Here is a 22,917-nt window from a genome sequence, read left to right as displayed (position 1 = left end):
CGGCAACCAGCGCTTGCAATGCCTGATTGCGTTCCATCAAGCCCTCAAGCGGATACACCTCACCCGTTTGAACCATCGGATAGGGGATCGAAATACCACTGTGCACAATCTTCCACTGTGCGCCTTCCAGTCGAAAGATCAGCACCAGCCGCGCCACCTCGTTGGACAACACATGGTCTGCCATCGGCAAATGGATATGAAACAGTGCGGTGCACACCACCACGTCGGTGCTGATGTCCTGCAGGCACAAGTCCAGCATCTCGATGCGGATGCGTTTGGGTACCTGGGCAAAATCCTGGCGGGTAATGGCTTGCCAGGCCAGCCGGTCTTTCACCAGAAAATCACCACCGCCGGTGTAACCGCTGAAGTTGTCACTGAAATGCCCGGTCAATTGATCGTTGCGCGCGGCATACATCTCGATGTACCCATCAAACAGCGCCCGAATGAGCGAGTGACGATCAGATGAATCGGTGGAGTTGGGCATGGATGTCAAATCCAGAGCAGCGGGGGTCGTGATTATGCGCACAGATCGCTGGCGCGTGCCCTAAAGTGCCCACCCCACCGTGACCCCGACACCCACAGTGTGGTTGCCTTGCATCGCCGCGCGTTGCGTGTCGGGCGTGCCGGTCTCCAGCATCGCATCACCCAGCTTCATATAGCTGAGGCCAGCACTGACTCGCAAGCGACCTTCGGTAAAAATTGCAGCCAGCGTGGCGCCGCGGCGGCCGTTTACTGGCGACAGTGGCGACACCAGCGGTGCACCTTTGGCTTCATGATGGAGCGATGCCGCCCCGCTCCATCGGCTGCTCAGGCGCTGCGCCAGTCCCAGCGTGTAGCTGCTGCTGTCTCTCAGCTCAATCAGCCCCTCGCCTGTCACTGCCATAAACCGCTGAGGGTCAACCCGGAACTCCGACCAGTTCACCCAGCGCAACTGCCCAAACAGCAAGGTACTGCTGGCAAGTCCGGTCTGAAAATCCAGATTGATCGCGCGCGGCGTATTGATCCGGGTGGTGGATTGACCGTTGAGCATGGCAAACCCGCCAGTCTCATGGGTGGGCATGTTGTGTACGGTCGCCGCGTGGTAAGTACCGACCACCCGCATCCCGATATGAGGCAACTCGTAGGCCATTCCGACCACCGGACTATAAGAAGTGTCAGACGCCAGCTGCACCCTGTAGCCACTTACCGGTCCATAAGCCAGACCCTGCAGGCGCACCTCGGCGTTTGCGTGCTGAACACGCAAGCCACCGTGCAAACTGAAGTGCTCGTGAATGTGCCAGCGCGCCAGACCCAACAGCGCGGACGAAGACACATCCACCTGCGTGCCACCCAGCAGCGGTGTGCTGTTGGCGTACAGCAATTTGGCACCATAAGGCTGGTCCATCACCAGAGCCACCGATAGCGTCGGGCTCACCTGCAGCTTGGCGCTCAGGCTTGCCATCGGATAGCGGCTGACCACACTGCCCGTGGCCCCGTTTGCCACATCCATGCCCGTGACATTGGGCGAGACCTGGCTGAAAGATCCCTCCACATAGTTTCCAGGCTCAAACAGCACACCCAGGCCCTGGCCTGAGCGGTCGATGCCACCTGCCTGTGCGGCGGCAGCGTTCAGGGCCAGCAGGCCCAGCGCGAACGTGTGTACTTTCATGGCTGTTCTCCATCACGTTGGGCCGCAGCGATCTGCAATTGCCCACGCCCGGCACCCTTGGCAGCGTACAAGGCCATGTCGGCGCGAATCATCAGGCGCTCCAGCGTTTCACCCGGCTGCAGAGTGGCCAGCCCGGTGCTGAAGTTCAGCGGGAACCCAAGCGCCCTGGCCATGGCGGGCAACTGCTGACGCAGGCGCTGGTCAAGAAGTTGTGCCGTCGGCGCATCGTTGCCGGGCAGCAAAAGGCAAAACTCCTCACCGCCCACGCGTGCCGCCACATCGCTGGCCCGGCTTGCCTCACCCAGCAAGCGGCTCAGCGCCTGCAATGCCCGGTCCCCCGCCTCGTGACCATAGGTGTCATTGATGTTCTTGAAATAGTCGATGTCGACCATCAGCAGGGCCATCGGCAACTGGTGGCGCTTGGCATTGGCAACCAGCGGCTGCGCCACCTCCTGCCAGCCACGCCGGTTAAGCAAACCGGTCAGGGCGTCCGTCACGGCCTGACGGTGCAACGCACTTTCCGCTTCTTCATGCCAGCCGCCCAGAATGGCGAAGTTGATCATCAGCGGCACGATGTTGGTCATCAGCATGGCGGCAATGTTCCAGGGGTGCGGGGTGAGAAAACTGGGGTACAGATCGGTGAACGCCCCCAGCACGCCCCGACCGAGGGTCAGCACCGCCATGGTGATCAGGCTACCGGCCACCACATAGCGCCAGCGGCCGCGCAGCGACGTGCTGGGGGCAAAACAGGCCGTCGTCAGCAACAGCAATTGCGCGACGAGTAAAAAGTTGGCCCAGCCCACCCGCCATGGATAGCTGCCAAACAGCAAAAAATAGCCCAGCGGTGCCAGCCAGGCCAGTGCTGTGATCGCCCGCCCAAACCGGCGCCGACCCAGCCACCCCTGAAGCGCCTTGAACATGAGCCAGTGGGTGCCACAGAATCCTGCCAATGACAGTGTGGACAGCGTCCGGTCGGCCAGTGTCTCGGGCCAGAGGTTGGCGACGATCATGCATACCCAGGCCGCCGCGTGCACAACCAGACTCCAGCGTGCTGCATTGGCGGCCGCCTCAAGCTGCGTGCCCATGACCGCCGAGGAGATCAGAGCCAGCACCACGATGTTCATCACTGTGACCAGCAACAGCGTATTGATGTCAAGCGTCATGACGGGGTGTGGCGTGGGTGGGAGCGGTGTTTAATGATGATTGTGCGTCACTATGTCTTTGCTGTGCAAAAACCACATGACGCGTGCGATCAAGGCAAAGCCTCCTCAGTTGCGACGCCCGCGCCTGCGCAGCACCCAGGCCGCCGCCAGCGGCAGCAAGCCCAGTGCCATCACCGTGGCCAACGTGCGCGGCGATAGCAGCTGATCCATCGACTGCAGCTGCGCCAGGTAAGCGCCGGCATTCACATACAGGGCCGTGCCTGGCAGCATGCCCAGCATGCTGATCCAGAAGAATGTAGTGGCCGGCAAGCGGGTCAGGCCGCTGAGCAGATTGACCGGCACAAACGGAATCACCGGCAGCAGCCGCAGCGACAGCAGATACAGCGCCCCCTCACGCTGCAGTCCCAGGTTGAAGGCGTGCAGACGCTCGGGGTAGCGCTGCTCGACCCGATGCCGCAATAGATGGCGTGCACCCAGCATGGTCAGGGTGGCACCGGCGCTGGATGCCAGCGTGGCCAGCACACTGCCCCAGAACAGCCCAAAACTGGCGCCGGCCAACAGCATCAACAACGCCGCACCTGGAAGGCATAGCGCGGTGATGGTAGTGAACACCGCGACAAATGCCCCGGTCACGGCTGCCGGGTGAGTGCCGAGATAGCTCTGAAAGCCCTGCTGTATTTGTTGGATGCTGGCAAGGTCCATCATGGTGCATCAGGTCTTGATCCCCCGGTGATCTGGCGGTTTGTGTGGGGCCGTTGCATTGGGCAAAGTGCAGAGCTCAAGTGTCATGTCTGGGTGTGGCAGGGGCTGGAAATGCTGGTGTCATTGTGAATCAAGATGGCAGGAGCCATACCGAGTGCTGGACATTTGCATGTTCAATTGGCGTTTTGCCCTTGTTTTATATGAACTGTTTGCTTGTCAATTTATAGCTGAATCGGATTGGTGACGAGGTGGAGGCTGACAGATTTTTTGAGACTTGAACCGGCAGTCGCCCAATGTGATGGGCCTCCTCCAGAGTGGCATCTTTGTCCGGACACACTGCAATAATTTGGTGCACTCCTACAATGCCCCGGCAACATCCGGATGCACTTCAATGACCATGTCCAACCAGGAACCCCCGATCGATCTGCTGGCAATTCGGGAAATTTTCAATCGCCAGAACATCATGCTGTGTTTCAATGGCCCGGTCACAGCACCGCTGATTGAAGAAATCGGTACTGCCTTGCGCAAACACATGGAGGGCCAGGCAGAGTCACCCTCTGCGATATCCGACGTGTTTTCCGTCTATATCGAAATGGCGCAGAACATCCGCCGCTATGCGCAAGCGCAGGCGTTTGAGAATGAAGCTTCGACCATCCTCATTTCCCGTGATGACGCCGGCCACTATGTCATCTCAGCCAGCAATATCGTCCGGGATCAGGATGCCAATGCGTTGGGCGAGCGCATTGGACAGTTATTTCACCTTGACAAGGAGGCCCTGAAGGCCGCCTTCAAGACACAGTTGCGCCAACCGCGCAGTGCCCTGACCGGCAGCGCCGGCCTGGGCCTGATCGACATGGCGCGCAAGGCTGCCGCCCCTTTGCAGCACACATTGCAGGCCCTCGACAACGGACGCACCCTGTTCAACCTGCGGGTCGTTCTCTAAGACATCAGGAACCGCCATGAACAATCTGCTTATCCCGCAATCGTCCTCCTCGCCTGCCATCGCTGCTGACTGGAGCGCTGGTGTCATCAGCATGAAGGGCGACTCTTACCCGGAAAACTCGTTTGAGCTGTTTCAACCGCTGATCGACTGGGTCGAAACTTTTTTGGCCAAAGCGAACCGGCCGCTACAACTGGAGCTGGAGCTGGTTTACCTCAACACCAGCAGCATTCGCTCAATGATGGACATTTTTGACCAGATGGAAGTCGCCCACAAAAAAGGCCAGACCGTTGGCGCGCGCTGGTCCTACGAGGCGGCCAATGAGCGGGTTGGCCAACTGGCAGAAGAGTTTCGCGAAGACTGCACTTTTCCCTTCACCATCGACGTCAAGTCCTGATGGATCTGCCGCTTGCTTCCCGGATCGAGGGCTTGCTGAAGGACCCGGCAGCGCCCGTGGGCGACTTGCGCGCTGCACTGGCAGACCTGTACCAGCATAGCCGCACGCAACAGCAGATGCTTGAGCGCCTGACACAGATTTCCGACAAATACCAACAGGCGGAACGCGATCGCGGGCTGTCTTACGCCGAGCGATTACAGCGAAAAGTACGCCAGGTCGAGAAGATCGTGCGCATCAGCGATGGCTATCAGTCCATGCTGCAGGATCTCAATGCCCGGCTCACCGCCCTGTCAACCCATGATGAACTGACCGGTCTGCCCAACCGTCGCTATCTGCAAGAGCGGTTGACGCAGGCCATCGCGCATGCCGACCGCAATGGTGAAAGGTTTTCCATCGCACTGCTGGACATTGATTTTTTCAAGCGTATCAACGACAGCGCGGGCCATGCCGTCGGCGACTTGGTGCTGAAACGCGTGGCCGCCTGCATGCGTGAAGGCATGCGTGACTACGACATCTGTGCCCGCTGGGGCGGCGAGGAATTCCTGATTTTGTTTGCCTGCTGCGACCAACAGAATGCAGCCCAACTGGCCGAGCGGATACGACTGGCCGTGGCATCCATCAGCACGGCTGACCTGCATCCTGGGCTGCAACTCTCCGTCAGCATCGGTTTTACCGAATTTCAGTCTGCAGAAACCATCGATGCGGCCTTGAAACGTGTCGATGATGCCCTCTATCGGGCCAAGGACGCCGGCCGCAATTGCGTTGTCGGCAGCCCCTAACGCAGCCCCTGACACAGCAACCGGCGCGCCGCGATGGCTGATCACCCCCCTGCCAATGGACTGAAACAAACTGGCAAGGTCAGCCTGCGTCTGTTCCTGATGGGGGCGCTGATGCTGGTGTTCCTGCCGATTGTGGCCATCACCGGCTGGGTGTCGTACCGCAACGCTGAACAAGCTACGGAGCAATTCACCTACGCCATGGCCAATGAGGTCAGCGAACGCATTCAAGACCGGGTGCTGGCGTTTTTTGAAATACCGCGACGGGTTTTGGCCTACAACCAGGATCTGGCCGATAACGGCTTGCTGGGTGAAAACAACCGTGACGAAATGGTGCAGAAATTTCTGCTGCAACTGCGTCAGCAGCCCTTGCTGACCTTCGTTGCGATCGGCATGTCGGACGGCGAATACTATGGCGGCAACCGGCCGCCCCGCGGCAGTGACCGGGGCTTGCGCATCTTGCATTCGCGCATTGCCGATGGGCGCAAGCTGCAGGTCTATCGGGTCGATGAAACCGGTCAGACGGCGCAACAATTGTCCAAAGGCGAGGACGTTTTCGATGCTCGCCAGTTGCCGTGGTATGCGGCCACCACCGGTCGTCATGGCATCGCCTGGTACCCGGCCTACCGCTATTTGATCAACGATGGCACCGATGCTTACGACGCCATGGGAATCGGTGTCTCTGCCGCACTGTTCAATCCGGTGGGCGACTTTATCGGCGTGATCACGGCCGATGTTGCCCTGTCGCACCTCAGCGAGTACCTCGGCGAGCTGACCGCCAAAACCGGTGGCATCGCCTTCATCGCTGAAAGTGGCGGCGAACTGCTTGCGACCTCGATACCCGAGCCGATCTATCGCGTGGTCGACGGCGCGGTGATCCGCCTCAAACTCTCCACCAGTGCCAATCCGCTCTTGCGCCTGACCGGTAATCGGCTTGCAAGCGGTGACCAGCCTGCTGGCAGCACCTTCGCCGACCTGGATGGCGCGCGTCATCTGCTGAAATGGCAAAGCTATCAGTTACCAGAGGGGCCGCGCCTGACCGTCGGCGTGTTGCTGCCGCAAGCCCGCTATGCCGCTGTCGCCAGTGACATGCTGCGCAATATCGTCTATCTGGCTTTGGCGGTGGCGCTGTTTTGCATCATCATCGGCCTGTTCGCCTCGGACTATATTGCGCGACCGTTGCGGACGTTGAGCCAGTCATCGATCAGCCTGGCCACAGGCAACTGGCCAGCGACTGCGCCTAAGCTCAGCCCGATACAGGAAGTCGCTACCCTGTTTGCGTCCATGCAAGACATGGCGCAGCGCGTCAAGGCCCACTCCGAAAATCTGGAACAGCTGGTCGCGCAGCGAACCCAGGCGCTGGAGGACGCGCACCTGCGCCTGACTGACAGCATCGACTATGCGCGCCTGATCCAGAATGCCATTCTGCCGGACCGCCAGCTCGCCCAGCAGATGGCCGACCGGCACTTTGTGCTCTGGCTGCCCCGCGACGTGGTGGGTGGCGATTTCTATTTCTATCAGGGCAACGCGCAAGGCAAACTGTTCGGGGTGATCGACTGCGCTGGCCACGGGGTACCGGGTGCCTGCATGACTATGGCCGCACACGCGGCCATCGAAGTGGCCAGCCAGGCGGTGGCCTGGAACGACCCGGCCAGCCTGCTGCTGCATACCGATACAGTGGTGCGCAACATGCTGCCTTTGGACAAGCGCATCGTCGCCAGCATCGATGCGGCGTTTTGTCACTACGATGCCGCAGCCGGCACGATCACCTTTGCCGGCGCGCATCAATCCCTGTTCTGGACCGATGGCACGGTCTGCGAAGAAATCTGCGGCGGGCGTCGCAGCCTCAATGACCGAAAACGCGGTACTTATAACAACGTGACGCGAGCGGTCGCGCCGACGAATACTTATTATTTGGTCAGCGATGGCCTGCTCGATCAGGCAGGCGGACCCGATGGGCACAGTTTTGGCAACCAGCGCTTGCGTGACTGGATACTGCAACATGCCCATTTGCCGCTGGCCGATCAACGCCAGCGCCTGATCGAAACCATCGATGGCTATCGCGGTGCCTATCCTCAGCGCGACGACATCACCCTTCTCGGTTTTCGGCTGCCATAAAAAGGAACAGACATGAAAGCTCTTGGATTACGACGAATCATCGCCTTGCTGGCCTGCGCGCTGCTCAGCACTTCAGCCTTGTCCCAGGAGAAAAAGATGCACACCATTGGCGTGACCAAGATTGCCACGCATGCCGCCCTGGATGCCGACGAGAAAGGATTCGAGGCCGGGTTGGCCAGCGTCGGTTTCAAGGAAGGCGTGAATGTTCGCTATCTGCGCATGAATGCCGAAGGCGACCTGGTCCGGGCGCAAGCCATTGCCAAGCAATTTTCAGATGAAAAAGTGAGTTTGATTCACAGCATCGCAACCCCAACCACGCAGGCTGTGGTCAAGCTTCACAAGACCATTCCGGTGGTGTTTTCCTCCATCACCGATCCGGTCAGCGCCGGCATCGTGCCCAAAGACAGTGCGCCTGGCAAGAAGACCGGGACCAACCTGACCGGTGTCAGCGACCAATGGCCGGTGGCGCTGCAAATGGAAATCTACGCAAAAATGTTACCGAATGCCAAACGCTGGGGCACGATCTACAACCCGTCTGAACCCAACTCCGTGATACATATCAAGGGGATGCGCGCAGCCGCGAAAAAACTCGGACTGACACTGGTCGAGGTACACGTCGATAACAGCAAGGCGGTCGCCCAGGCTGCGGCATCGCTGGTCGGCAAGATTGATGCGATGACGATCACCTCAGACAACACAGCGGTCGCCGACCTGACGTCGATCGTGCAGCTTTGCAACGAGAAGAAAATTCCCCTCTTCGCTGGTGATGTCGACAGCGTTGCCGCTGGGGCAGTGGCGGCTTATGGCCTGGATTACTACCTGGTTGGCTATTCGGCCGGCAAAAAGGCCGGGCTGATTCTCAAAGGCAGCCAACCCGGCGATATTCCATGGGGGCCGGTAGAAAAATTCAGCCTGGTCATTAATCAGAGAGCCGCTGCCCTTCAAGGGGTGACCCTGACGGCGGAATTCCTGAACAAGGCCGACAAAGTCATCAAGTGATGCAGGGATGCCCTTTGAATGTGTCAGTTTGGGCGGCATGGGATCCAAGTTCGCTGCCAAGCGGCAACCTGATGCTGCTGGTCCGTGACAGCAAGCTGTTAGTCCGCCGCGCCAGAAACCAGCGGAAATGAGGAAGGGTTTCGAATGGGCTGCACCGATAAGCATTTCCTCCTCGAAAAGTACATGCCAAGAAATCTAAAAAGAACAGCAGCAACACCTTCGCTGAACACCACAGCCATCACCCTTCAAGCCCTCGCCCAATTCGCCACTGCTTGACCAGGGCATAAATCGCCGGAATCACCGCCAGCGTTAAAACAGTAGATGAAATCATGCCACCCACCATCGGCGCGGCAATGCGGCTCATCACTTCTGAACCCGTGCCGGTGCCCCACAAAATCGGCAGCAGACCGGCCATGATGGCCACCACCGTCATCATCTTGGGGCGCACCCGCTCTACCGCACCCTCCATCACCGCTGCGTAGAGGTCAGCCACATCGGGCATACGACCGTCCGAGCGGCGATGACTCTTGACGGCCTCCCAGGCATGATCCAGGTAGATCAGCATGATCACGCCAGTTTCTGCCGCCACTCCGGCCAGTGCGATAAAGCCCACCGCCACCGCCACCGACAGGTTGTAGCCCAGCCACCACATCAGCCAAACCCCGCCGACCAGCGCAAACGGCACCGACAGCATCACGATCAGGGTCTCGGTAATGCGCCTGAAGTTCAGGTACAGCAGCAGAAAAATGCTCAGCAGCGTCACCGGGATGACCACTTTCATCTTCTGGTACGCCCGTTCCATGTTCTCAAACTGGCCGCTCCAGGTGGCGTAATAACCGCTCGGGAACTTGACCTGTGCCGCTACGGCTTGTTTGGCCTCGGCCACATAACTGCCAATGTCGCGGTCGCGGATGTCCACATAGATGTAGGCTGACAGCAGCGCGTTCTCGGTGCGGATGCCTGGCGCGCCTTTGGCGACGATCACCTTGGCTAATTGGCCCAAAGGAATCATGGCACCGTCCATGGTCGGCACCAGTACCTCGCGGGCAATCTGTTGCGGGTCGCTGCGCAACTCACGCGGGTAACGAACCGTGACACCGTAGCGCTCGCGCCCCTCCACCGTGGTTGTCACCATCTCGCCACCCAGTGCAACACCTACCACGTCCAGCAAATCACCCACGGCCAGGCCGTAGCGGGCCAGTTGGGTGCGATCCGGCTCGATGTTGAGGTAAAAACCACCGGTGATGCGTTCGGCAAAGGCGCTGCTGGTGCCGGGCACGGTTTTGACCACGGCCTCGATTTGCCGCGCGAGCTTTTCCATTTCGTCGAGGTCTTTGCCAAACACCTTGATGCCAATCGGCGTGCGGATGCCCGTGGACAGCATGTCGATGCGCGCCTTGATCGGCATGGTCCAGCTGTTCGCCACGCCGGGGAACTGCAGCGCCTTGTCCATCTCGGCAATCAGTGCGTCCATGGTCAGTCCCGCGCGCCACTCGGATTCGGGTTTGAGGTTGATCACCGTCTCGAACATCTCTGTGGGTGCCGGGTCGGTGGCGGTGTTGGCGCGGCCGGCCTTGCCGAACACCGAGGCCACTTCGGGGAAGCTCTTGATGATCTTGTCTTGCGTTTGCAGCAGTTCGGCAGCCTTGGTGATCGACATGCCTGGCAGCGAGGCGGGCATGTAGAGCAGGCTACCTTCGTTGAGGGTGGGCATGAATTCCGAGCCCAATCTGGAGGCCGGGTAATAGGTGGCACCCAGCGCCAACAGCGCCAGCAGAATGGTCACCTTTTTGTAGCGCATCACACCCGTGATGATTGGTCGGTAAAGCCAAATGAGCACCTTGTTCACAGGGTTTTTGGCTTCTGGCATGACTTTGCCGCGGATGAACAGCAGCATCAGCACCGGCACCAGCGTGACAGACAGGAAAGCCGCGCTGGCCATGGCGAAGGTCTTGGTGTAGGCCAGGGGCGAGAACAGGCGGCCTTCCTGGCCTTCGAGGGCGAAGACGGGCAGGAACGAGACGGTGATGATCAGCAGGGAAAAGAACAGGGCGGGGCCGACTTCTTTGCATGCTTGCAGGATGGCGCGCGCACGTTGCGACCCATCGGGGTCAGAGCTCAATTCAGTGACGCCGGGTTTGCCCGCTCGAAGGCCCTGCCCTGAATTGGGATCCGACCCCAATTTCTCCAGGTGTTTGTGGGCGTTTTCGATCATCACAATCGCCGCGTCAATCATGGCGCCGATAGCGATGGCAATGCCACCCAGGCTCATCAGGTTGGAGCTCATGCCCAGGAGGCGCATGGCAATGAAAGCCATCAGGATGCCCACCGGCAGCATCAGGATTGCCACCAAGGCACTGCGAACATGCATGAGGAAGATGATGCAGACGGCGGCGACGATCAGTGACTCTTCCAGCAGTGTGCGTTTGAGCGTGTCGATGGCGCGGTTGATCAGTTCCGAGCGGTCGTACACCGTCTGTACCGTCACGCCCTCGGGCAGGCCGGGGCCGATCTCAGCGATTTTGTCTTTCAGGTTGGCAATCACCTCCAGCGCGTTCTGACCGTAGCGCGCCATGGCAATGCCCGACACCGCTTCGCCTTCGCCATTGAGTTCGGTCAGCCCACGTCGTTCGTCGGGCGTCAGCTCGACCCGCGCGATGTCGCGGATCAGCACCGGCGTGCCTTTGTCGGCCCTGACCACCAGCATCTCGATGTCGCTTGCTCCTCGCAGGTAGCCCTTGCCGCGCACCATGTATTCGGTCTCGGCCATTTCCACGGCGCGGCCGCCCACATCGCGGTTAGAGTCGCGAATCACCTGCGCCACGCGCATCAAGGGGATGCCAAACGAACGCAGCTTGACCGGATCAACGGTCACCTGATAGGTCTGCACAAAGCCGCCAATGGAGGCCACTTCGGCCACGCCGTGCGCCTTGGTGAGCTGGTAGCGCACATACCAGTCCTGAATGCTGCGCAGCTCGGCCAGTGTCTTGTCTTTGGCCAGCAGTGCGTACTGATACACCCAGCCGACGCCAGTGGCATCCGGACCGATTTGTGGCGTGATGCCTTTGGGCATGCGGCCAGCGGCAAAGTTCAGGTACTCCAGCACCCGCGAGCGAGCCCAGTAGATGTCGGTGCCATCCTCAAAAATGATGTAAACAAACGATGCACCAAAAAACGAAAACCCGCGCACCACCTTCGATTTGGGTACTGACAGCATCGCCGTGGTGAGTGGATAAGTCACCTGGTCTTCCACCACCTGCGGCGCCTGACCCGGTACCTCGGTGTAGACGATGACTTGCACGTCAGACAGATCCGGCAACGCGTCAATCGGTGTGCGCAGCACGGCAAAGACGCCGGCCAGCACGATGAACAGCGTGGTCAGCAGCACCAGAAAACGGTTGCGACCTGACCAGTCGATGATGTTGGAAAGCATGGGGTTCTGCTAGTGAGAAATGTCGCTTTTGTGCCCAGCAGGCGTCACGCTGGTAATCACCCACTCACCCGCCGCACGCTCCACAAACTCAAACGACACGCGTGCATCGGGCTTCAAGGCTTTCAGCAGTTCGCCGTTGGCCACCTTGAACTCCATCGTCATCGCCGGCCATTTCAGGCTCGCAACGGGCCCGTGCGTCATGTTCACTGTGCCTGCCTTGTGATCGACGTCTTCAACTTTGCCCTCTGCGCGGTGGCCAGCCCCTTTGCCGGGTGTCGCGTTCACGGTTGTGGCGGATGCTGCCACGGACACCGAGGGTGCAGGCCCGGCAAAACCTCCGATAGCGGCTTTCAGATTGCTCTCGGCGTCAATCAGGAAATTGGCCGCCACCACTACCAGCTCACCGTCATTGACGCCAGACAACACTTCAACATGGGCGTCACTGCGGGCCCCCAGTTTGACGTCCCGTGGCTCAAAGCGGCCCTCTTTCAGCTGAACCAGCACGATCTGCCGCGTGCCGCTGTCAATCACCGCAGACAAGGGCACGGTGATGGCCTGGCCTTTGCCCGACACCTGCAAATCCATCTGCGCAAACATGCCCGGCTTGAGCAGTGTGCCGGGGTTGGGCAGCTCCACCCGCACCGGCACGGTCCGCGTGTCGGCTTTCAACGTTGGGTAGACGTAAGTGATCTTGCCTTCAAACAGTTTGTCCGGATACGCATTGACCGTGACGCGCGCTCTGGCACCGGTTTTGACCAACGCCAGGTCTTGCTCAAACACATCGGCCACCACCCACACCGCTGACAAGTCCGACACCTGGTACAGCGCCTCACCGGGCATAAACCGCATGCCTTGCACCGCCTTCTTCTCGGTCACAATGCCCGACACGGGTGAGCGAAACGTCAGCGTGCGCAGGGTTTCGCCCGTGGCGATCAGTGTCTTGATCTGCTCCTCAGAAATATCCCAGTTCTTGAGCCTCTGCAAGCTCGACTCCACGAGCCGGCCCATGCCCAGTTGCGCCGGGCTGTCAGCCCCTTTGAGCGACGCAGCGCCCTGCACGGCGATGGCGTACTCGCGCTGGACGGACACCAACTCGGGGCTGTACACCTCAAACAGTGGTTGGCCCTTGGCCACATACTGCCCGGTCACATTGACGTGCAGTCGCTCCACATACCCTTCAAACTTGGGCGCAATAATGGCAATGCGACGCTCGTCGGGCTCGACACGCCCTGCCGCGCGAACCGCCCTGTCCAAGCTGCGCAACTGGGCGGCTTCCGTTCGCACGCCAAGTTTTTGCACTTTTTGTGTGCTGAAGTTGACCTGATTGGGTGAGGCGCTGGCGTCGTCAGCCAGTTCGCCTTCAAATACCGCGATGTAGTCCATGCCCATCGGGTCTTTTTTCGGCACTGGCGAGGTGTCTGGCAAACCCATCGGGTTGCGGTAGTACAGCAACTTGGGCCTTTTGGATGCCGTGTCGGGTGCGCCGGCAATGGTGGCAGATGCCGTCGCATCAGGCGATGGGTGTCCCGACTGGCCCAGCCAATAGCCCGCACCCACGGCAGCGGCCAGCACGGCCGCGCTCACGGCAGACAGCGCAGCTTTGTTCATACTTCTTCTCCAATCAGCCGTTCAATCTCGGCCAGTCGCAGTTGTGCCTCGACCTGGCTTTTGAGCTGGCCCAGCCGAGCCTGACGAATCTGGCGCTGCGCATCGAGGAGGGTGGCAAAGTCTGCCTTGCCGTTTTCATAGCCAGCCAGGGCGGCGCGCCAGGTCAGCTCGGCTTGCGGCATCAGGCTGAAAGTCATCAGGTGTTCGGTCTGGCGTGCCGTCTCCAGCGCGCTAAGGTTTTCTGACAGATCTGTCAAAGCCTGATTTGCCGCCGCTTCCTGGCGTGCCTGCGCGCTTGCCAGCATGGCCTCAGACTCGCGCTCCTGAGCGCGCAAGACATCACTTTGAATTGGCAGATTGAGCTCCAGCATCAAACCCCATTCATTCCAGGTTCCACGGCGTTGCATGGCGCTGACACCAAGGGTGAAATCCGGGTAGCGGTTCTTCAGCGTCAGATCCCGTGTCTTTTCAGCGGACGAGACCCGTGCCGATGCCGCTTGCAGAGCCGGGCTGGTCTGGCGCAGTCGTTCAGATAGCGCTGAGAGACTGAGCCTGGCGCGGTCTGGCAGGGGCCGAAGTTGCTCCGGTGCCGCAAGTGGTGCATCCAGCGGACGAGCCAGCAAGGCATTGAGGCGTGCCTGGGTCACCTGCCACTCGCCGGCCAGTGCAGCGAGTTCGACGCGCATGCCCGTGTGCTCCACGTGAATCCGGGTGATGTCCTGCTGTGCCGAAAGACCACCGGCATACCGCACTTGCAGTACCTTTTCGAGTTGCAGCATCAGGTCGAGGTTCTCGCTGACCAGTCGCTCGGTCGCTTTGACCAGGTAGCGCTGAAGGTAGGCCGCCTTGATCCGTGCGGCAGTTTCCAGCCAGACTTGCACCGCACGGGCCTGTGCGGCGTCTATCTCCCTGGCGGCCAACTCACTCCTGAGCCCGCGTTTGCCTGTCCAGGGCAGGTCTTGTGACAGGGTGTACTGTGCGGCGCCAACCCGGCCGGGCAGCAGGGTTGGGATCTGAGTGTCGGACCGGGTGATGTCCTGCAATTCCATCTTGAAGCGCGGTGGCATCAGCGCACCCGCCGGCAGGGCACGCTCTTGCGCAGCGGTTGCCTCATGGCGCATCGCCGCAACATCAGGATTCCTCGCCTTGGCCAGGGCCAGAAGACCTTCGACATTGGTGCCCAGCGGCGGCTCGGCGGCGAACGCGCTTGCGCAGGCGGCGATCATCAACAGCACACAGCGTGTCGCAGCAGGAAACTTGGTTGGCATGATGGGGTGTGGCACTGGCAACCGATGTGGCCCGGCGCGCCGTGGTGGGCCTACTTGAGGGGCTCGAATGAGGTGACTGTCATGCCGCCATCGGCCGGGTCGGTGGTAAAGCGGATTTTTTGGTCCGCTTGCAGCTTGTCAAGCCAGCCCGCGTTCTTGACTTTGTAGGTCATGGTCATGGCCGGCATACCGTTCATTGGGCCGTGCGCCAGGGTGACCGTACCTTTGCGCTTGTCCACTTTCTTCACCAGACCTTCACCAGTCGTTGTGGCCGCCGCCGCTGTGCCGTGTTGGTTGTGACTGGTTTGCGCGGAAACTGGCACGGACACTGCGAAAATAGTAGCTATCAGTGCTTTTGCAATATGGGCTGACATGGCATTTTCAATGAAGATCGGGTGATGGTTCGTGGTCGCGATGGGGGACAGTCTCGCTGTTGCTGCCCGACAGCAAGCTGTCTGCCAGATTACTTTTTTGTAATCTGAAAATGCCATGTCGATCGCAAGGCAGAATCGCAGCACCCAAAGTCACCATGGAACCTTGTCATGAAAATCCTCATCGTGGAGGACGAACGCAAAACCGGGGATTACCTCAAGCAAGGTCTGACGGAGGCGGGCTTTACCGTCGATCTGGCGCGCGATGGCGTCGACGGCCTTCATCTGGCACTCACGGAAAATCATGACCTCGCGATACTCGATGTAATGCTGCCGGGCCAGGACGGCTGGTCTGTGCTGGCGGGAATTCGCCACGCGGGCAAGGATATGCCGGTCATGTTCCTGACCGCGCGTGATGCTGTGGATGACCGGGTCATGGGGCTGGAGCAAGGTGCTGACGACTACCTGGTCAAGCCGTTCGCCTTCTCGGAACTGCTGGCCAGGGTGCGTACGCTCCTGCGGCGCGGAAGCAGGGCACCAGCCGCGCAGTTTCTGCGCGCGGGGGATCTGGAGCTTGACCTGATGCGTCGGCGCGTGAGCCGGGCTGGCAGCCGCATCGACCTGACGGCCAAGGAATTTGCCCTGCTGGAGCTGTTGCTGCGCCGCCAGGGCGAGGTGTTGCCGCGCTCCCTGATTGCATCGCAGGTCTGGGACATGAACTTTGACAGTGACACCAACGTGATCGAAGTCGCCATGCGCCGCCTGCGGGCCAAAGTGGACGATGGTTTTGCGCTCAAGTTGATTCGCACCGTGCGTGGCATGGGCTATGTGCTGGAGGATGCGGCTTGCTCGCCCTGAACCGGGTGTCGCTCACACACCGTCTCACGCTGATGTTTGTGGTGGTGGCCACATCGGTGCTGCTGGGTCTTGGGTATGTGGTGGCAAGAGCCGTCGAGCAACATTTCGAGGAGCTCGACATGGAAGTGCTGTCGGGCAAGATGGCACTGATCCGTCAGGGTTTGCAAACGGTCGACACGGCGGGCGCGTTGACGGCATTCACCCACCAGCTGGCACGCTCGCTGGTCGGGCATCACGGGCTGGAGGTGATGCTGCTGGACGCCGATCGGTCCATCATTTTTGCCACTGCGCAGGCCGACTTCGACCCGGCGCAGGTGGTCGAGAAAGCCGCCCGGGCGAATGAAACGCCCATGCTTTGGACACATGGCGTACAAACCTACCGCGTCATTGCCGCGCAAATACCGACCGCAATGCCCGATCCGGCCGGTGCTGCCCAGCGCGTGCTGGTCGTTGCCGCAACTGACATTCGCCACCATCAGACTTTCATGCAGTCGTTTCAACAGACTTTGTGGCTCTTTGTCGCTGCCGCTGCAGCTTTGACCGGTGCATTGGGATGGTTCGTGGTGCGTCACGGCCTTGCGCCCTTGCAATCCATGCGCCGCCAGGCACAGGTCGTCACAGCCCAGCAGCTCAGCCACCGGTTGCCGGTGCAAACGGTCCCGCCGGAGCTGGCCGAGTTGGCCCAGTCCCTCAACGACATGCTGGCACGGCTCGAAGTGGCGTTTGAGCGACTGTCTGACTTTTCCAGCGACATTGCCCATGAACTGCGTACGCCGGTCAGCAACCTGATGACCCAGACCCAGGTGGCTTTGTCGCGTGCCCGCAGCGCCAGTGACTACCGCGCGGTGCTTGAGTCCAACGCCGAAGAGTTCGAACGCCTGGCGCGCATGATTGCCGACATGCTGTTGCTTGCCAAGGCAGAAAACGGCCTGGTCGTGCCAAACCGTGAGACCGTCGACCTGAACGCCGAAGTGACGGCCCTGTTTGACTACTACGATGCGCTTGCTGCCGAAAAGAACCTGGCGCTGCGCCTGACCGGCCTCGCCCAGGTGCCGGCCGACCGGCTGATGTTGCGTCGGGCCATCCATAACCTGTTGTCCAACGCCGTGCGCCACGCCAGCGCGGGCACCCGTGTGGACATCGCCCTCGGGCACACGGCGGATCGAGTCACGATCGATGTGGAGAACTGTGGCGACCCGATTGCGCCCGAGTTTCTGGCGCGCGTGTTCGACCGCTTCTTTCGCGTCGATCCGTCACGCCAGCGCAACCAGGAAGGCACCGGCCTTGGCCTGGCCATTACCCGCTCCATTGTTGCCGCGCATGGTGGCACGATTTCAGTCACATCGTCTGGCGGGCTTACCCGCTTTTCGATCGTGTTGCCGATCGCCGCTACGCCTGTTTGATTTGCCCGGATGGTTCATGCAAATGCAGCAGCGCCTGCGCTTGCCGCAACGTCTGCTGGTAGCCCGCATCGATGCTGCGCTCGCGGTAGTCGCGGCTGACGCCGGTGTAGTAGCCAAACTCGGGGTGCAGCACCAGGTCGGCGTGCAGGGCATCGGCTTGTGTCAGCGCGCGTTTGCGCAGGTCGGAGGCACGGTAGGCGCTGGCCGTGGGCGGTGCCTTGTCTTCGTGCGCCGAAGCGTCAATGGCCAGCACCCGCAGCGCGCCCAACCGGCGCGCCAGACGAACCGGCAGCGGGCTGACGCGGTCGGCATCCAGATACAGGGCCGGGCCAATCGCCACCGGTGCCAGACGCCCCTCCACAGCACAGGCGGCCTGAACGGCCAGACCGGCGTTGCCCCAATTGAAAGCCACCAGTTCGGCGTTGTCTGCGCGCAGCGCAACGGCTGCAAATGCGGTGGGAAACTGTTGTAGTCGCAAGTTGGCGACAGTGTCGTTCACCAGCGCCGCCAGGCCACCGCCATTGAGCCACAAGTCGCCCGAAAAGTTGAGCCGAAACAGGCTGGTCATCGAGGTTTCCAGCGCCAGCGTCTCAATCTGTGCCATGCCTACGCCTGAGGCCAGCAGGCAGCCCACCAGCGCGCCGACCGAACTGCCCACCACCAGGTCGGGTTTGAGCCCCAGCTCAGACAGTGCTTTGAGTACGCCGACATGGACAAAACCACGCGGCCCGCCTGAACTCAGCACCCAGGCCACCGGGTAGTGCCGGGTCGATGGTTTTTGCGCGGGGGTATCGGCGTCGGCATCGCCGTCGCGTGGCCCCAGGGTACATCCGGACAACACCGCTGCGGTGCTGACGCCCAATGCGCTAAGTGCCAGGCGGCGTTTCATGGGTACTCCAGAACGCTATAGGGTAGAGAGCTTGCCAGGCTTGATTTATAAGGGCTGGAGTGCATTTTTCATAAAAATAGACGATGTACCCAGCGTCACTGCTTAGGGTTTGGCTTTGGCTGCTGTCACCAGCCTGGCCAGTTCCTCGCCACTCTTGTAATGGGGTACCCGCAAAACCATCCGCTTGCTGCGCTGCAAGAAGCTATTGCTGTCCTTGACCTCTTCGTTCCAGTACTTGTCTGCCAGCGCCAGGTTTTGTTGTTCGTCGAGCTCAAAGGCGTCGAGTGAGCCTTGCCCCCCAAAAATGTAGAGCTTGCCATTGATCATCTTCCAGGTATTGGCGTCACCACCCCAAGGAATGCCGTAGACCAGCCCGTTGGCGCAGTAGCCGCCATATTGCGGCAGGTACTGAGTGGGCGACTGGTCAAACAGCGCTTTGGCCTGGGCGTTGGCAAATCTGAAATCAACCCCTTCGTAGCTGCTGCGGAACTGCGCGCTGCCCTGCACAAATTTGCCCTGGGTGAAATAGGCGGTCACGTCGGCACCCTTGAGCAGCAGTCTTGCCTCGGGGTCATCGGCCACCGCGTTCACTGGCCGGTAGTTGCCCGAGGGGTTTTGCGCGGTGATGGCACCGCAGCCCGTCAAAGTGATGAGAATCAGGGCGGCAGCGCAGAGGTGTATCAGGCGAGAGGTCGGCATGGTGGAGTTTTCCAGTCAATCACAAATCAAAGCGCGAATATGCCAGATCAGGCAGATTCGTGCTGGCAAACGGCATCGGCATACGGCGCTGGCCAGCCCAGCAATGCGCTGGCGTTCTCGCAGTCACACTTGAGCTGCTGTGCGTTGGCTGCGGCCAGATGCAAGATGCCGTAGCGGTAGCTGCCCAGCCATTTGAAATCACGCGCAATCTGCCCTGGCGTCTTGGCAAAACAAAACAGCAGCGCCTGCGGGAACGACCGGGCCAGCGCCTGCTGTTGCGCCGCATCGGGCAGGTGCACCGCATCGCTTTCAGAAAAGCTGCGGTAGACAAAACTCGCCGCTGCACCCGCCGTGGCTGGGCTGCGTGGCACCACGGCCGGGTCTTGTCCATGCGCCAGCGCCAGAGCCAGCTGGTGCAGGTCAACCCCCAGCACGCGCAGGTAGAGGTCTGAAAACTGCGCCGCCATGCGCGGGTTGAATTCGATCACGGTGAGCCGCTGGCTCGGCGCATCGTAAAAAAATTCCATGTTGAACAGGCCGTGGTCAAAGCCGACCGCCGACAGGAAACGTCGCGCCACCTCCAACGCACGCGCCTGCACATCGGCGGCCAGCGTGCTGGGGTACACAAAGCGCATGAAAGCCTGGGTGCCGGGATAGTGGATGGCGTCCACCACGCCCAGCGCGTGCACCACGCCGGCAAAGGCATAACCATCGAGATTGAACTGCGCGCCGGGCACGGGCTCTTCAAGCATCAGGCTGTGCGCCGTGCCGGCGTTTGGCAGGCGCTGGCGCACGATGCGCTCAAACGGCTCAACCAGATGGCGGATCACCCACAGCTCCCAAAAGCCAAAGCGCGTATGGCGCTGTAGTTCATCACGGCTGTGCACGCTGCGCGCCAGCACGGAGAACGCGGCTTTGACCGGCTTGACAAAGGTCGGGTAAACCAGACCTTCGGGTGCTGGGTCGCCATAGCGGGCTGGCAAGCGGGTAAAACCGCAGTTGGCATCGGGGCAGACCCGTGCCATGACTTCGCGCGCGTACAGCTTGTGCTGGCAGGCCAGTACCGCGTTGACCGGTGTGCCCGGCCATCCCATGCGCTCGGCCAGCAGTGCCGCTGCCAGAGCGCCAAACTGCTCGTGGTTGGAGACCACGGCGGTCCAGCCGCGACGCTCGGCCTGGCGCGCCAGTCGTTCGACAAAACGCGTCATGTCAAACCAGGCTAGGTTTGCGTTGCTCGGAAAACTGAACAGATCAAACCCGGCTACATCATGCGGCCATTGTGCTGCGTTGCGCGCAAAGCCGGCCAGGTCCCAGTCGTAGTTGAATAAAACCAGTGTCTTCATTCGGAAATACCCTTTGGTGGGATCTGCATCATGCCCGACGCCGGCACGATTCCACGCAACCTCAAGAACGTTGACACAATATTGCGCACACCCAGTGGCTCATCAGGCATCGTCCAGGTTGGCCGGTTTTCATTTGATCGAGCCATCCTGGAGTTTGGATGGCCCGGATGGGTCGGCTTGCGGCTGCTCCCAGTCACGCCAGTCGTCACCAAACAGCTCTGCCGGGTGCGGTGTGCGGTCAGAGCCGTTGCCGCAGCGCATGTCGCCGACGGCGCAATAGGCGTCACAGCCCCAGCAAATGCGCTCAGGGTTCTTCGGCTGATCAGGAAATTTCTTGCTCACGGTGTCGTGCGTTCGTGTCAGCGCAAGAAAAACACCGTACTCATGACCAGACCGGTGCTGATCACGCCCAGGCGCACCATGGTGACCGGCAACCGTTTGGACCATCGCGCCCCAAAGTAACCGCCCAGGCTGGCCGCCAGCATCATCAATACACCTTCCCGCCATGCAATGACACCGGCCAGTACAAATGCGGCGACCGACAGCCAGGACAGCACCAGGGAATTGAGATTCTTCAAACCGTTGGCGGTGTGCAGACGCGCCTCACCCGTCACGGCGTACAGTGCCATCAGCAAGATGCCCAGCCCGCCATTGAAATATCCGCCGTAGATGGCCACCAGCGCCAGGCCAGGCTCCCGCCAGCGGGTCAGTCCGTGTGCAGCGCCATTCACGCCCGCCGCCCGCTTGGCGATGGTCGGCCCTGCCGCAAACAACACGGTGGCAAACAGCAGCAACCAGGGCACGATGCTGGTAAACACCTTGGCCGGGGTGACCAGCAACAAAATGGCCCCGATAACGCCGCCAGAGGCAGAAATGAGCATTTCCCGGCGCAATCGCTGGATGGGCAAACTGCGCAATTCGGGCCGAAAACCCAGCGTGCTGCCCAGGTAGCCCGGGCTGACCGCCAGCGCACTGGTGGCGTTGGCGGTGATCGGGGGTACGCCGGCAAAGATCAGCGCGGGCAGCGTCAAAAAGCTGCCGCCACCGGCAATGGCGTTGAGCACACCCGCGCCGAACGCGGCGGCAAACAGTAACGGCGCATAGGTCCAAGAATCGGGCATCATGCGATGATTGTCGCCGCGCCATGATGATGCAAGAATTTCCTGTCCACTACATCGAGCCTGTCTTTCGCCCACCCAGTGAGGCCCAGTCGCTGATTTTGCCGCTCACCAACGGCTGCTCGTGGAATCGCTGCACCTACTGCGAGATGTACACCGCACCGCAGAAAAAGTTTGCCGCGCGTGACGAGACCGAACTGCGCCAGAGCCTGGCTGACTGCGCCGCACAGTTTGGCAGCCAGGTGCAGCGCGTTTTTCTTGGCGATGGCGACGCGCTGGCGCTGTCAAGTCGGCGCTTGCTGGCAGTGCTGGAGGCGATTGGTCAGCAGTTGCCCGGCGTGCGGCGTATTTCCAGTTACTGCCTGGCGCGCAACCTGCGCAACAAATCGGTGGCCGAGTTGCAGGCGCTGCGCGCGGCGGGGCTCTCGCTGGTGTATGTGGGTGCCGAGTCGGGCGACGACGAGGTGTTGGCTCGCGTCAACAAGGGTGATACGTATGCCACCACTGCCGAGGCGCTTGAGAAGTTGGGTGCGGCCGGCATCAGCCGATCAGTGATGCTGCTCAACGGCCTGGGTGGTCAGGCGCTGTCGGTCCAACACGCCGAGCAATCCGCCCGGCTGATGAACCAGACCCAGCCCGAGTTTTTGTCGACGCTGGTGGTGAGCTTTCCGCAAGGTGAGGCGCGCTTTCGGGCCGGTTTTCCTGGCTGGGAGCCGCTGACACAGCAGGGCTTGTTCGTTGAAATGCAGCAGTTGCTGCAGGCGCTGGAACTTAAACGCACGGTCTTTCGCAGCGACCATGCGTCCAATTGGCTGGTGCTCAAGGGCACATTGGGCGCCGACAAGGCCCGCCTGCTGGCGCAGGTGCGCGCCGCCATCGAGGCACCGCAGGCCGCCCGCTTGCGCCCAGCCTGGCAACGTGGCTTGTAGCGCTACTGAAAGCCGCAACCGCCTCCGGGCATACAGCAGGCACCGCTGCCACAGGGGCTGGGTGGCAGGTCGGGCATGCTGGACGACGCACCGGCAGTGGCAAATACCGACAACTGCTTTTCAAGCTGGATCGAGTGGCATTGGGGACACTCGGGCGTGGTGTCCGAGCGCACAAGCGTTTCAAACTGATGGCCGCAGTCGCGGCAAGCGTATTCGTAAATGGGCATGGTGTGAACTCCGGGAGAGCACCGATTA

General features: G+C 60.8%; 22 protein-coding genes. 8 read left to right on the top strand and 14 right to left on the bottom strand.

Annotation, left to right across the window (positions count from 1 at the left end):
• The 4 genes from KBF66_RS07915 to KBF66_RS07900 all read right to left on the bottom strand — a co-directional run.
• Nucleotides 1-484, bottom strand: a 484-nt coding sequence (locus KBF66_RS07915; protein ID WP_296654847.1) for a nuclear transport factor 2 family protein, incomplete at its 3' end; no start/stop codon positions are given.
• A 60-nt stretch (nt 485-544) separates the two neighbouring features.
• The gene (locus tag KBF66_RS07910) at nt 545-1,648 is read right to left on the bottom strand and encodes a hypothetical protein (protein ID WP_296654845.1); all 1,104 of its coding nucleotides are present in this window, start codon (nt 1,646-1,648) and stop codon (nt 545-547) included.
• Nucleotides 1,645-2,811, bottom strand: coding sequence for a GGDEF domain-containing protein (locus KBF66_RS07905; RefSeq protein ID WP_296654843.1), 1,167 nt, complete (start codon nt 2,809-2,811; stop codon nt 1,645-1,647). Before KBF66_RS07905 ends, KBF66_RS07910 begins: the two co-directional genes overlap by 4 nt.
• 105 nt (nt 2,812-2,916) lie before the next feature.
• A complete protein-coding gene (locus KBF66_RS07900) occupies nt 2,917-3,516 on the bottom strand; it encodes a VTT domain-containing protein (protein WP_296654840.1) in 600 nt (199 codons plus the stop codon).
• A gap of 388 nt (nt 3,517-3,904) precedes the next feature.
• Here KBF66_RS07900 and siaB point away from each other — a divergent pair, with 388 nt between their 5' ends.
• Genes siaB through KBF66_RS07875 form a run of 5 tightly spaced genes read left to right on the top strand, consistent with a single transcriptional unit; the run spans nt 3,905 to nt 8,743 of the window.
• A complete protein-coding gene (siaB, locus tag KBF66_RS07895; protein WP_296654838.1) occupies nt 3,905-4,456 on the top strand; it encodes a biofilm regulation protein kinase SiaB in 552 nt (183 codons plus the stop codon).
• A 16-nt stretch (nt 4,457-4,472) separates the two neighbouring features.
• Entirely contained in the window at nt 4,473-4,850 is a 378-nt protein-coding gene (gene siaC / locus KBF66_RS07890; RefSeq protein WP_296654837.1) for a biofilm regulation phosphoprotein SiaC, read from the top strand.
• Nucleotides 4,850-5,629: a biofilm regulation diguanylate cyclase SiaD gene (gene siaD, locus KBF66_RS07885; RefSeq protein ID WP_296654836.1), complete on the top strand. Its 780-nt coding sequence runs from the start codon at nt 4,850-4,852 to the stop codon at nt 5,627-5,629. The genes siaC and siaD overlap by 1 nt, the downstream gene beginning before the upstream one ends.
• A 33-nt stretch (nt 5,630-5,662) precedes the next feature.
• Nucleotides 5,663-7,744 (top strand): SpoIIE family protein phosphatase, encoded by a 2,082-nt coding sequence (locus KBF66_RS07880; RefSeq protein ID WP_296654835.1) that lies wholly within the window; start codon nt 5,663-5,665, stop codon nt 7,742-7,744.
• 12 nt (nt 7,745-7,756) lie between these two features.
• Nucleotides 7,757-8,743 carry an ABC transporter substrate-binding protein gene (locus tag KBF66_RS07875; protein ID WP_296654833.1) on the top strand — a complete coding sequence of 329 codons (987 nt, stop codon included), beginning with the start codon at nt 7,757-7,759 and terminating at the stop codon, nt 8,741-8,743.
• 238 nt (nt 8,744-8,981) lie between these two features.
• On the opposite strand, the gene KBF66_RS07870 is transcribed toward KBF66_RS07875, so the two are convergent.
• The 4 genes from KBF66_RS07870 to KBF66_RS07855 are packed head-to-tail and all read right to left on the bottom strand — an operon-like array spanning nt 8,982 to nt 15,426.
• Nucleotides 8,982-12,176: a CusA/CzcA family heavy metal efflux RND transporter gene (locus KBF66_RS07870; protein ID WP_296654832.1), complete on the bottom strand. Its 3,195-nt coding sequence runs from the start codon at nt 12,174-12,176 to the stop codon at nt 8,982-8,984.
• A 9-nt stretch (nt 12,177-12,185) separates the two neighbouring features.
• Nucleotides 12,186-13,784 carry an efflux RND transporter periplasmic adaptor subunit gene (locus KBF66_RS07865; protein ID WP_296654829.1) on the bottom strand — a complete coding sequence of 533 codons (1,599 nt, stop codon included), beginning with the start codon at nt 13,782-13,784 and terminating at the stop codon, nt 12,186-12,188.
• Entirely contained in the window at nt 13,781-15,052 is a 1,272-nt protein-coding gene (locus tag KBF66_RS07860) for a TolC family protein (protein WP_296654826.1), read from the bottom strand. Before KBF66_RS07860 ends, KBF66_RS07865 begins: the two co-directional genes overlap by 4 nt.
• Nucleotides 15,053-15,102: 50 nt before the next feature.
• Nucleotides 15,103-15,426, bottom strand: coding sequence for a copper-binding protein (locus tag KBF66_RS07855; RefSeq protein WP_296654823.1), 324 nt, complete (start codon nt 15,424-15,426; stop codon nt 15,103-15,105).
• 168 nt (nt 15,427-15,594) lie between these two features.
• Here KBF66_RS07855 and KBF66_RS07850 point away from each other — a divergent pair, with 168 nt between their 5' ends.
• Both KBF66_RS07850 and KBF66_RS07845 read left to right on the top strand, forming a co-directional pair.
• Nucleotides 15,595-16,281: a heavy metal response regulator transcription factor gene (locus KBF66_RS07850; protein ID WP_296654820.1), complete on the top strand. Its 687-nt coding sequence runs from the start codon at nt 15,595-15,597 to the stop codon at nt 16,279-16,281.
• Nucleotides 16,269-17,684, top strand: a complete 1,416-nt coding sequence (locus KBF66_RS07845; protein ID WP_296654817.1) for a heavy metal sensor histidine kinase — start codon at nt 16,269-16,271, stop codon at nt 17,682-17,684. Before KBF66_RS07850 ends, KBF66_RS07845 begins: the two co-directional genes overlap by 13 nt.
• On the opposite strand, the gene KBF66_RS07840 is transcribed toward KBF66_RS07845, so the two are convergent.
• The 5 genes from KBF66_RS07840 to KBF66_RS07820 all read right to left on the bottom strand — a co-directional run bounded on the left by KBF66_RS07840 (nt 17,671) and on the right by KBF66_RS07820 (nt 21,739).
• Nucleotides 17,671-18,573 carry a patatin-like phospholipase family protein gene (locus KBF66_RS07840; RefSeq protein WP_296654814.1) on the bottom strand — a complete coding sequence of 301 codons (903 nt, stop codon included), beginning with the start codon at nt 18,571-18,573 and terminating at the stop codon, nt 17,671-17,673. The two genes, KBF66_RS07845 and KBF66_RS07840, sit on opposite strands and share 14 nt — an antisense overlap.
• Before the next feature lie 102 nt (nt 18,574-18,675).
• Nucleotides 18,676-19,272, bottom strand: a complete 597-nt coding sequence (locus tag KBF66_RS07835; protein WP_296654810.1) for a YHS domain-containing (seleno)protein — start codon at nt 19,270-19,272, stop codon at nt 18,676-18,678.
• 47 nt (nt 19,273-19,319) lie between these two features.
• The gene (locus tag KBF66_RS07830; RefSeq protein ID WP_296654809.1) at nt 19,320-20,615 is read right to left on the bottom strand and encodes an ATP-grasp domain-containing protein; all 1,296 of its coding nucleotides are present in this window, start codon (nt 20,613-20,615) and stop codon (nt 19,320-19,322) included.
• A 129-nt stretch (nt 20,616-20,744) separates the two neighbouring features.
• Entirely contained in the window at nt 20,745-20,957 is a 213-nt protein-coding gene (locus tag KBF66_RS07825; protein WP_296654807.1) for a DUF3079 domain-containing protein, read from the bottom strand.
• Between the two features lie 17 nt (nt 20,958-20,974).
• Nucleotides 20,975-21,739 (bottom strand): sulfite exporter TauE/SafE family protein, encoded by a 765-nt coding sequence (locus KBF66_RS07820; RefSeq protein WP_296654805.1) that lies wholly within the window; start codon nt 21,737-21,739, stop codon nt 20,975-20,977.
• A gap of 20 nt (nt 21,740-21,759) precedes the next feature.
• Here KBF66_RS07820 and KBF66_RS07815 point away from each other — a divergent pair, with 20 nt between their 5' ends.
• Nucleotides 21,760-22,662 carry a radical SAM protein gene (locus KBF66_RS07815; protein ID WP_296654804.1) on the top strand — a complete coding sequence of 301 codons (903 nt, stop codon included), beginning with the start codon at nt 21,760-21,762 and terminating at the stop codon, nt 22,660-22,662.
• 2 nt (nt 22,663-22,664) lie between these two features.
• Here the strand turns inward: KBF66_RS07815 and KBF66_RS07810 are convergent, their stop codons facing one another.
• Nucleotides 22,665-22,889 (bottom strand): zinc ribbon domain-containing protein, encoded by a 225-nt coding sequence (locus tag KBF66_RS07810; protein ID WP_296654803.1) that lies wholly within the window; start codon nt 22,887-22,889, stop codon nt 22,665-22,667.
• Nucleotides 22,890-22,917: the final 28 nt, after the last annotated feature.

The organism is Rhodoferax sp. (genome assembly GCF_018063565.1).
Classification (GTDB): Bacteria; Pseudomonadota; Gammaproteobacteria; order Burkholderiales; family Burkholderiaceae_C; genus Rhodoferax.
This window is presented reverse-complemented; position numbering and strand designations above follow the sequence as displayed.

Bases quoted from the DNA above. Each gene is read 5' to 3' on its own strand.
- siaC (WP_296654837.1), top strand. From the start codon at position 4,473: ATGAACAATCTGCTTATCCCGCAATCGTCCTCCTCGCCTGCCATCGCT.
- KBF66_RS07860 (WP_296654826.1), bottom strand. From the start codon at position 15,052: ATGCCAACCAAGTTTCCTGCTGCGACACGCTGTGTGCTGTTGATGATC.
- KBF66_RS07880 (WP_296654835.1), top strand. From the start codon at position 5,663: ATGGCTGATCACCCCCCTGCCAATGGACTGAAACAAACTGGCAAGGTC.
- KBF66_RS07865 (WP_296654829.1), bottom strand. From the start codon at position 13,784: ATGAACAAAGCTGCGCTGTCTGCCGTGAGCGCGGCCGTGCTGGCCGCT.
- KBF66_RS07815 (WP_296654804.1), top strand. From the start codon at position 21,760: ATGATGATGCAAGAATTTCCTGTCCACTACATCGAGCCTGTCTTTCGC.
- KBF66_RS07850 (WP_296654820.1), top strand. From the start codon at position 15,595: ATGAAAATCCTCATCGTGGAGGACGAACGCAAAACCGGGGATTACCTC.
- KBF66_RS07820 (WP_296654805.1), bottom strand. From the start codon at position 21,739: ATGATGCCCGATTCTTGGACCTATGCGCCGTTACTGTTTGCCGCCGCG.
- KBF66_RS07870 (WP_296654832.1), bottom strand. From the start codon at position 12,176: ATGCTTTCCAACATCATCGACTGGTCAGGTCGCAACCGTTTTCTGGTG.
- siaD (WP_296654836.1), top strand. From the start codon at position 4,850: ATGGATCTGCCGCTTGCTTCCCGGATCGAGGGCTTGCTGAAGGACCCG.
- KBF66_RS07900 (WP_296654840.1), bottom strand. From the start codon at position 3,516: ATGATGGACCTTGCCAGCATCCAACAAATACAGCAGGGCTTTCAGAGC.
- siaB (WP_296654838.1), top strand. From the start codon at position 3,905: ATGACCATGTCCAACCAGGAACCCCCGATCGATCTGCTGGCAATTCGG.
- KBF66_RS07810 (WP_296654803.1), bottom strand. From the start codon at position 22,889: ATGCCCATTTACGAATACGCTTGCCGCGACTGCGGCCATCAGTTTGAA.
- KBF66_RS07835 (WP_296654810.1), bottom strand. From the start codon at position 19,272: ATGCCGACCTCTCGCCTGATACACCTCTGCGCTGCCGCCCTGATTCTC.
- KBF66_RS07875 (WP_296654833.1), top strand. From the start codon at position 7,757: ATGAAAGCTCTTGGATTACGACGAATCATCGCCTTGCTGGCCTGCGCG.
- KBF66_RS07830 (WP_296654809.1), bottom strand. From the start codon at position 20,615: ATGAAGACACTGGTTTTATTCAACTACGACTGGGACCTGGCCGGCTTT.
- KBF66_RS07905 (WP_296654843.1), bottom strand. From the start codon at position 2,811: ATGACGCTTGACATCAATACGCTGTTGCTGGTCACAGTGATGAACATC.
- KBF66_RS07910 (WP_296654845.1), bottom strand. From the start codon at position 1,648: ATGAAAGTACACACGTTCGCGCTGGGCCTGCTGGCCCTGAACGCTGCC.
- KBF66_RS07855 (WP_296654823.1), bottom strand. From the start codon at position 15,426: ATGTCAGCCCATATTGCAAAAGCACTGATAGCTACTATTTTCGCAGTG.
- KBF66_RS07840 (WP_296654814.1), bottom strand. From the start codon at position 18,573: ATGAAACGCCGCCTGGCACTTAGCGCATTGGGCGTCAGCACCGCAGCG.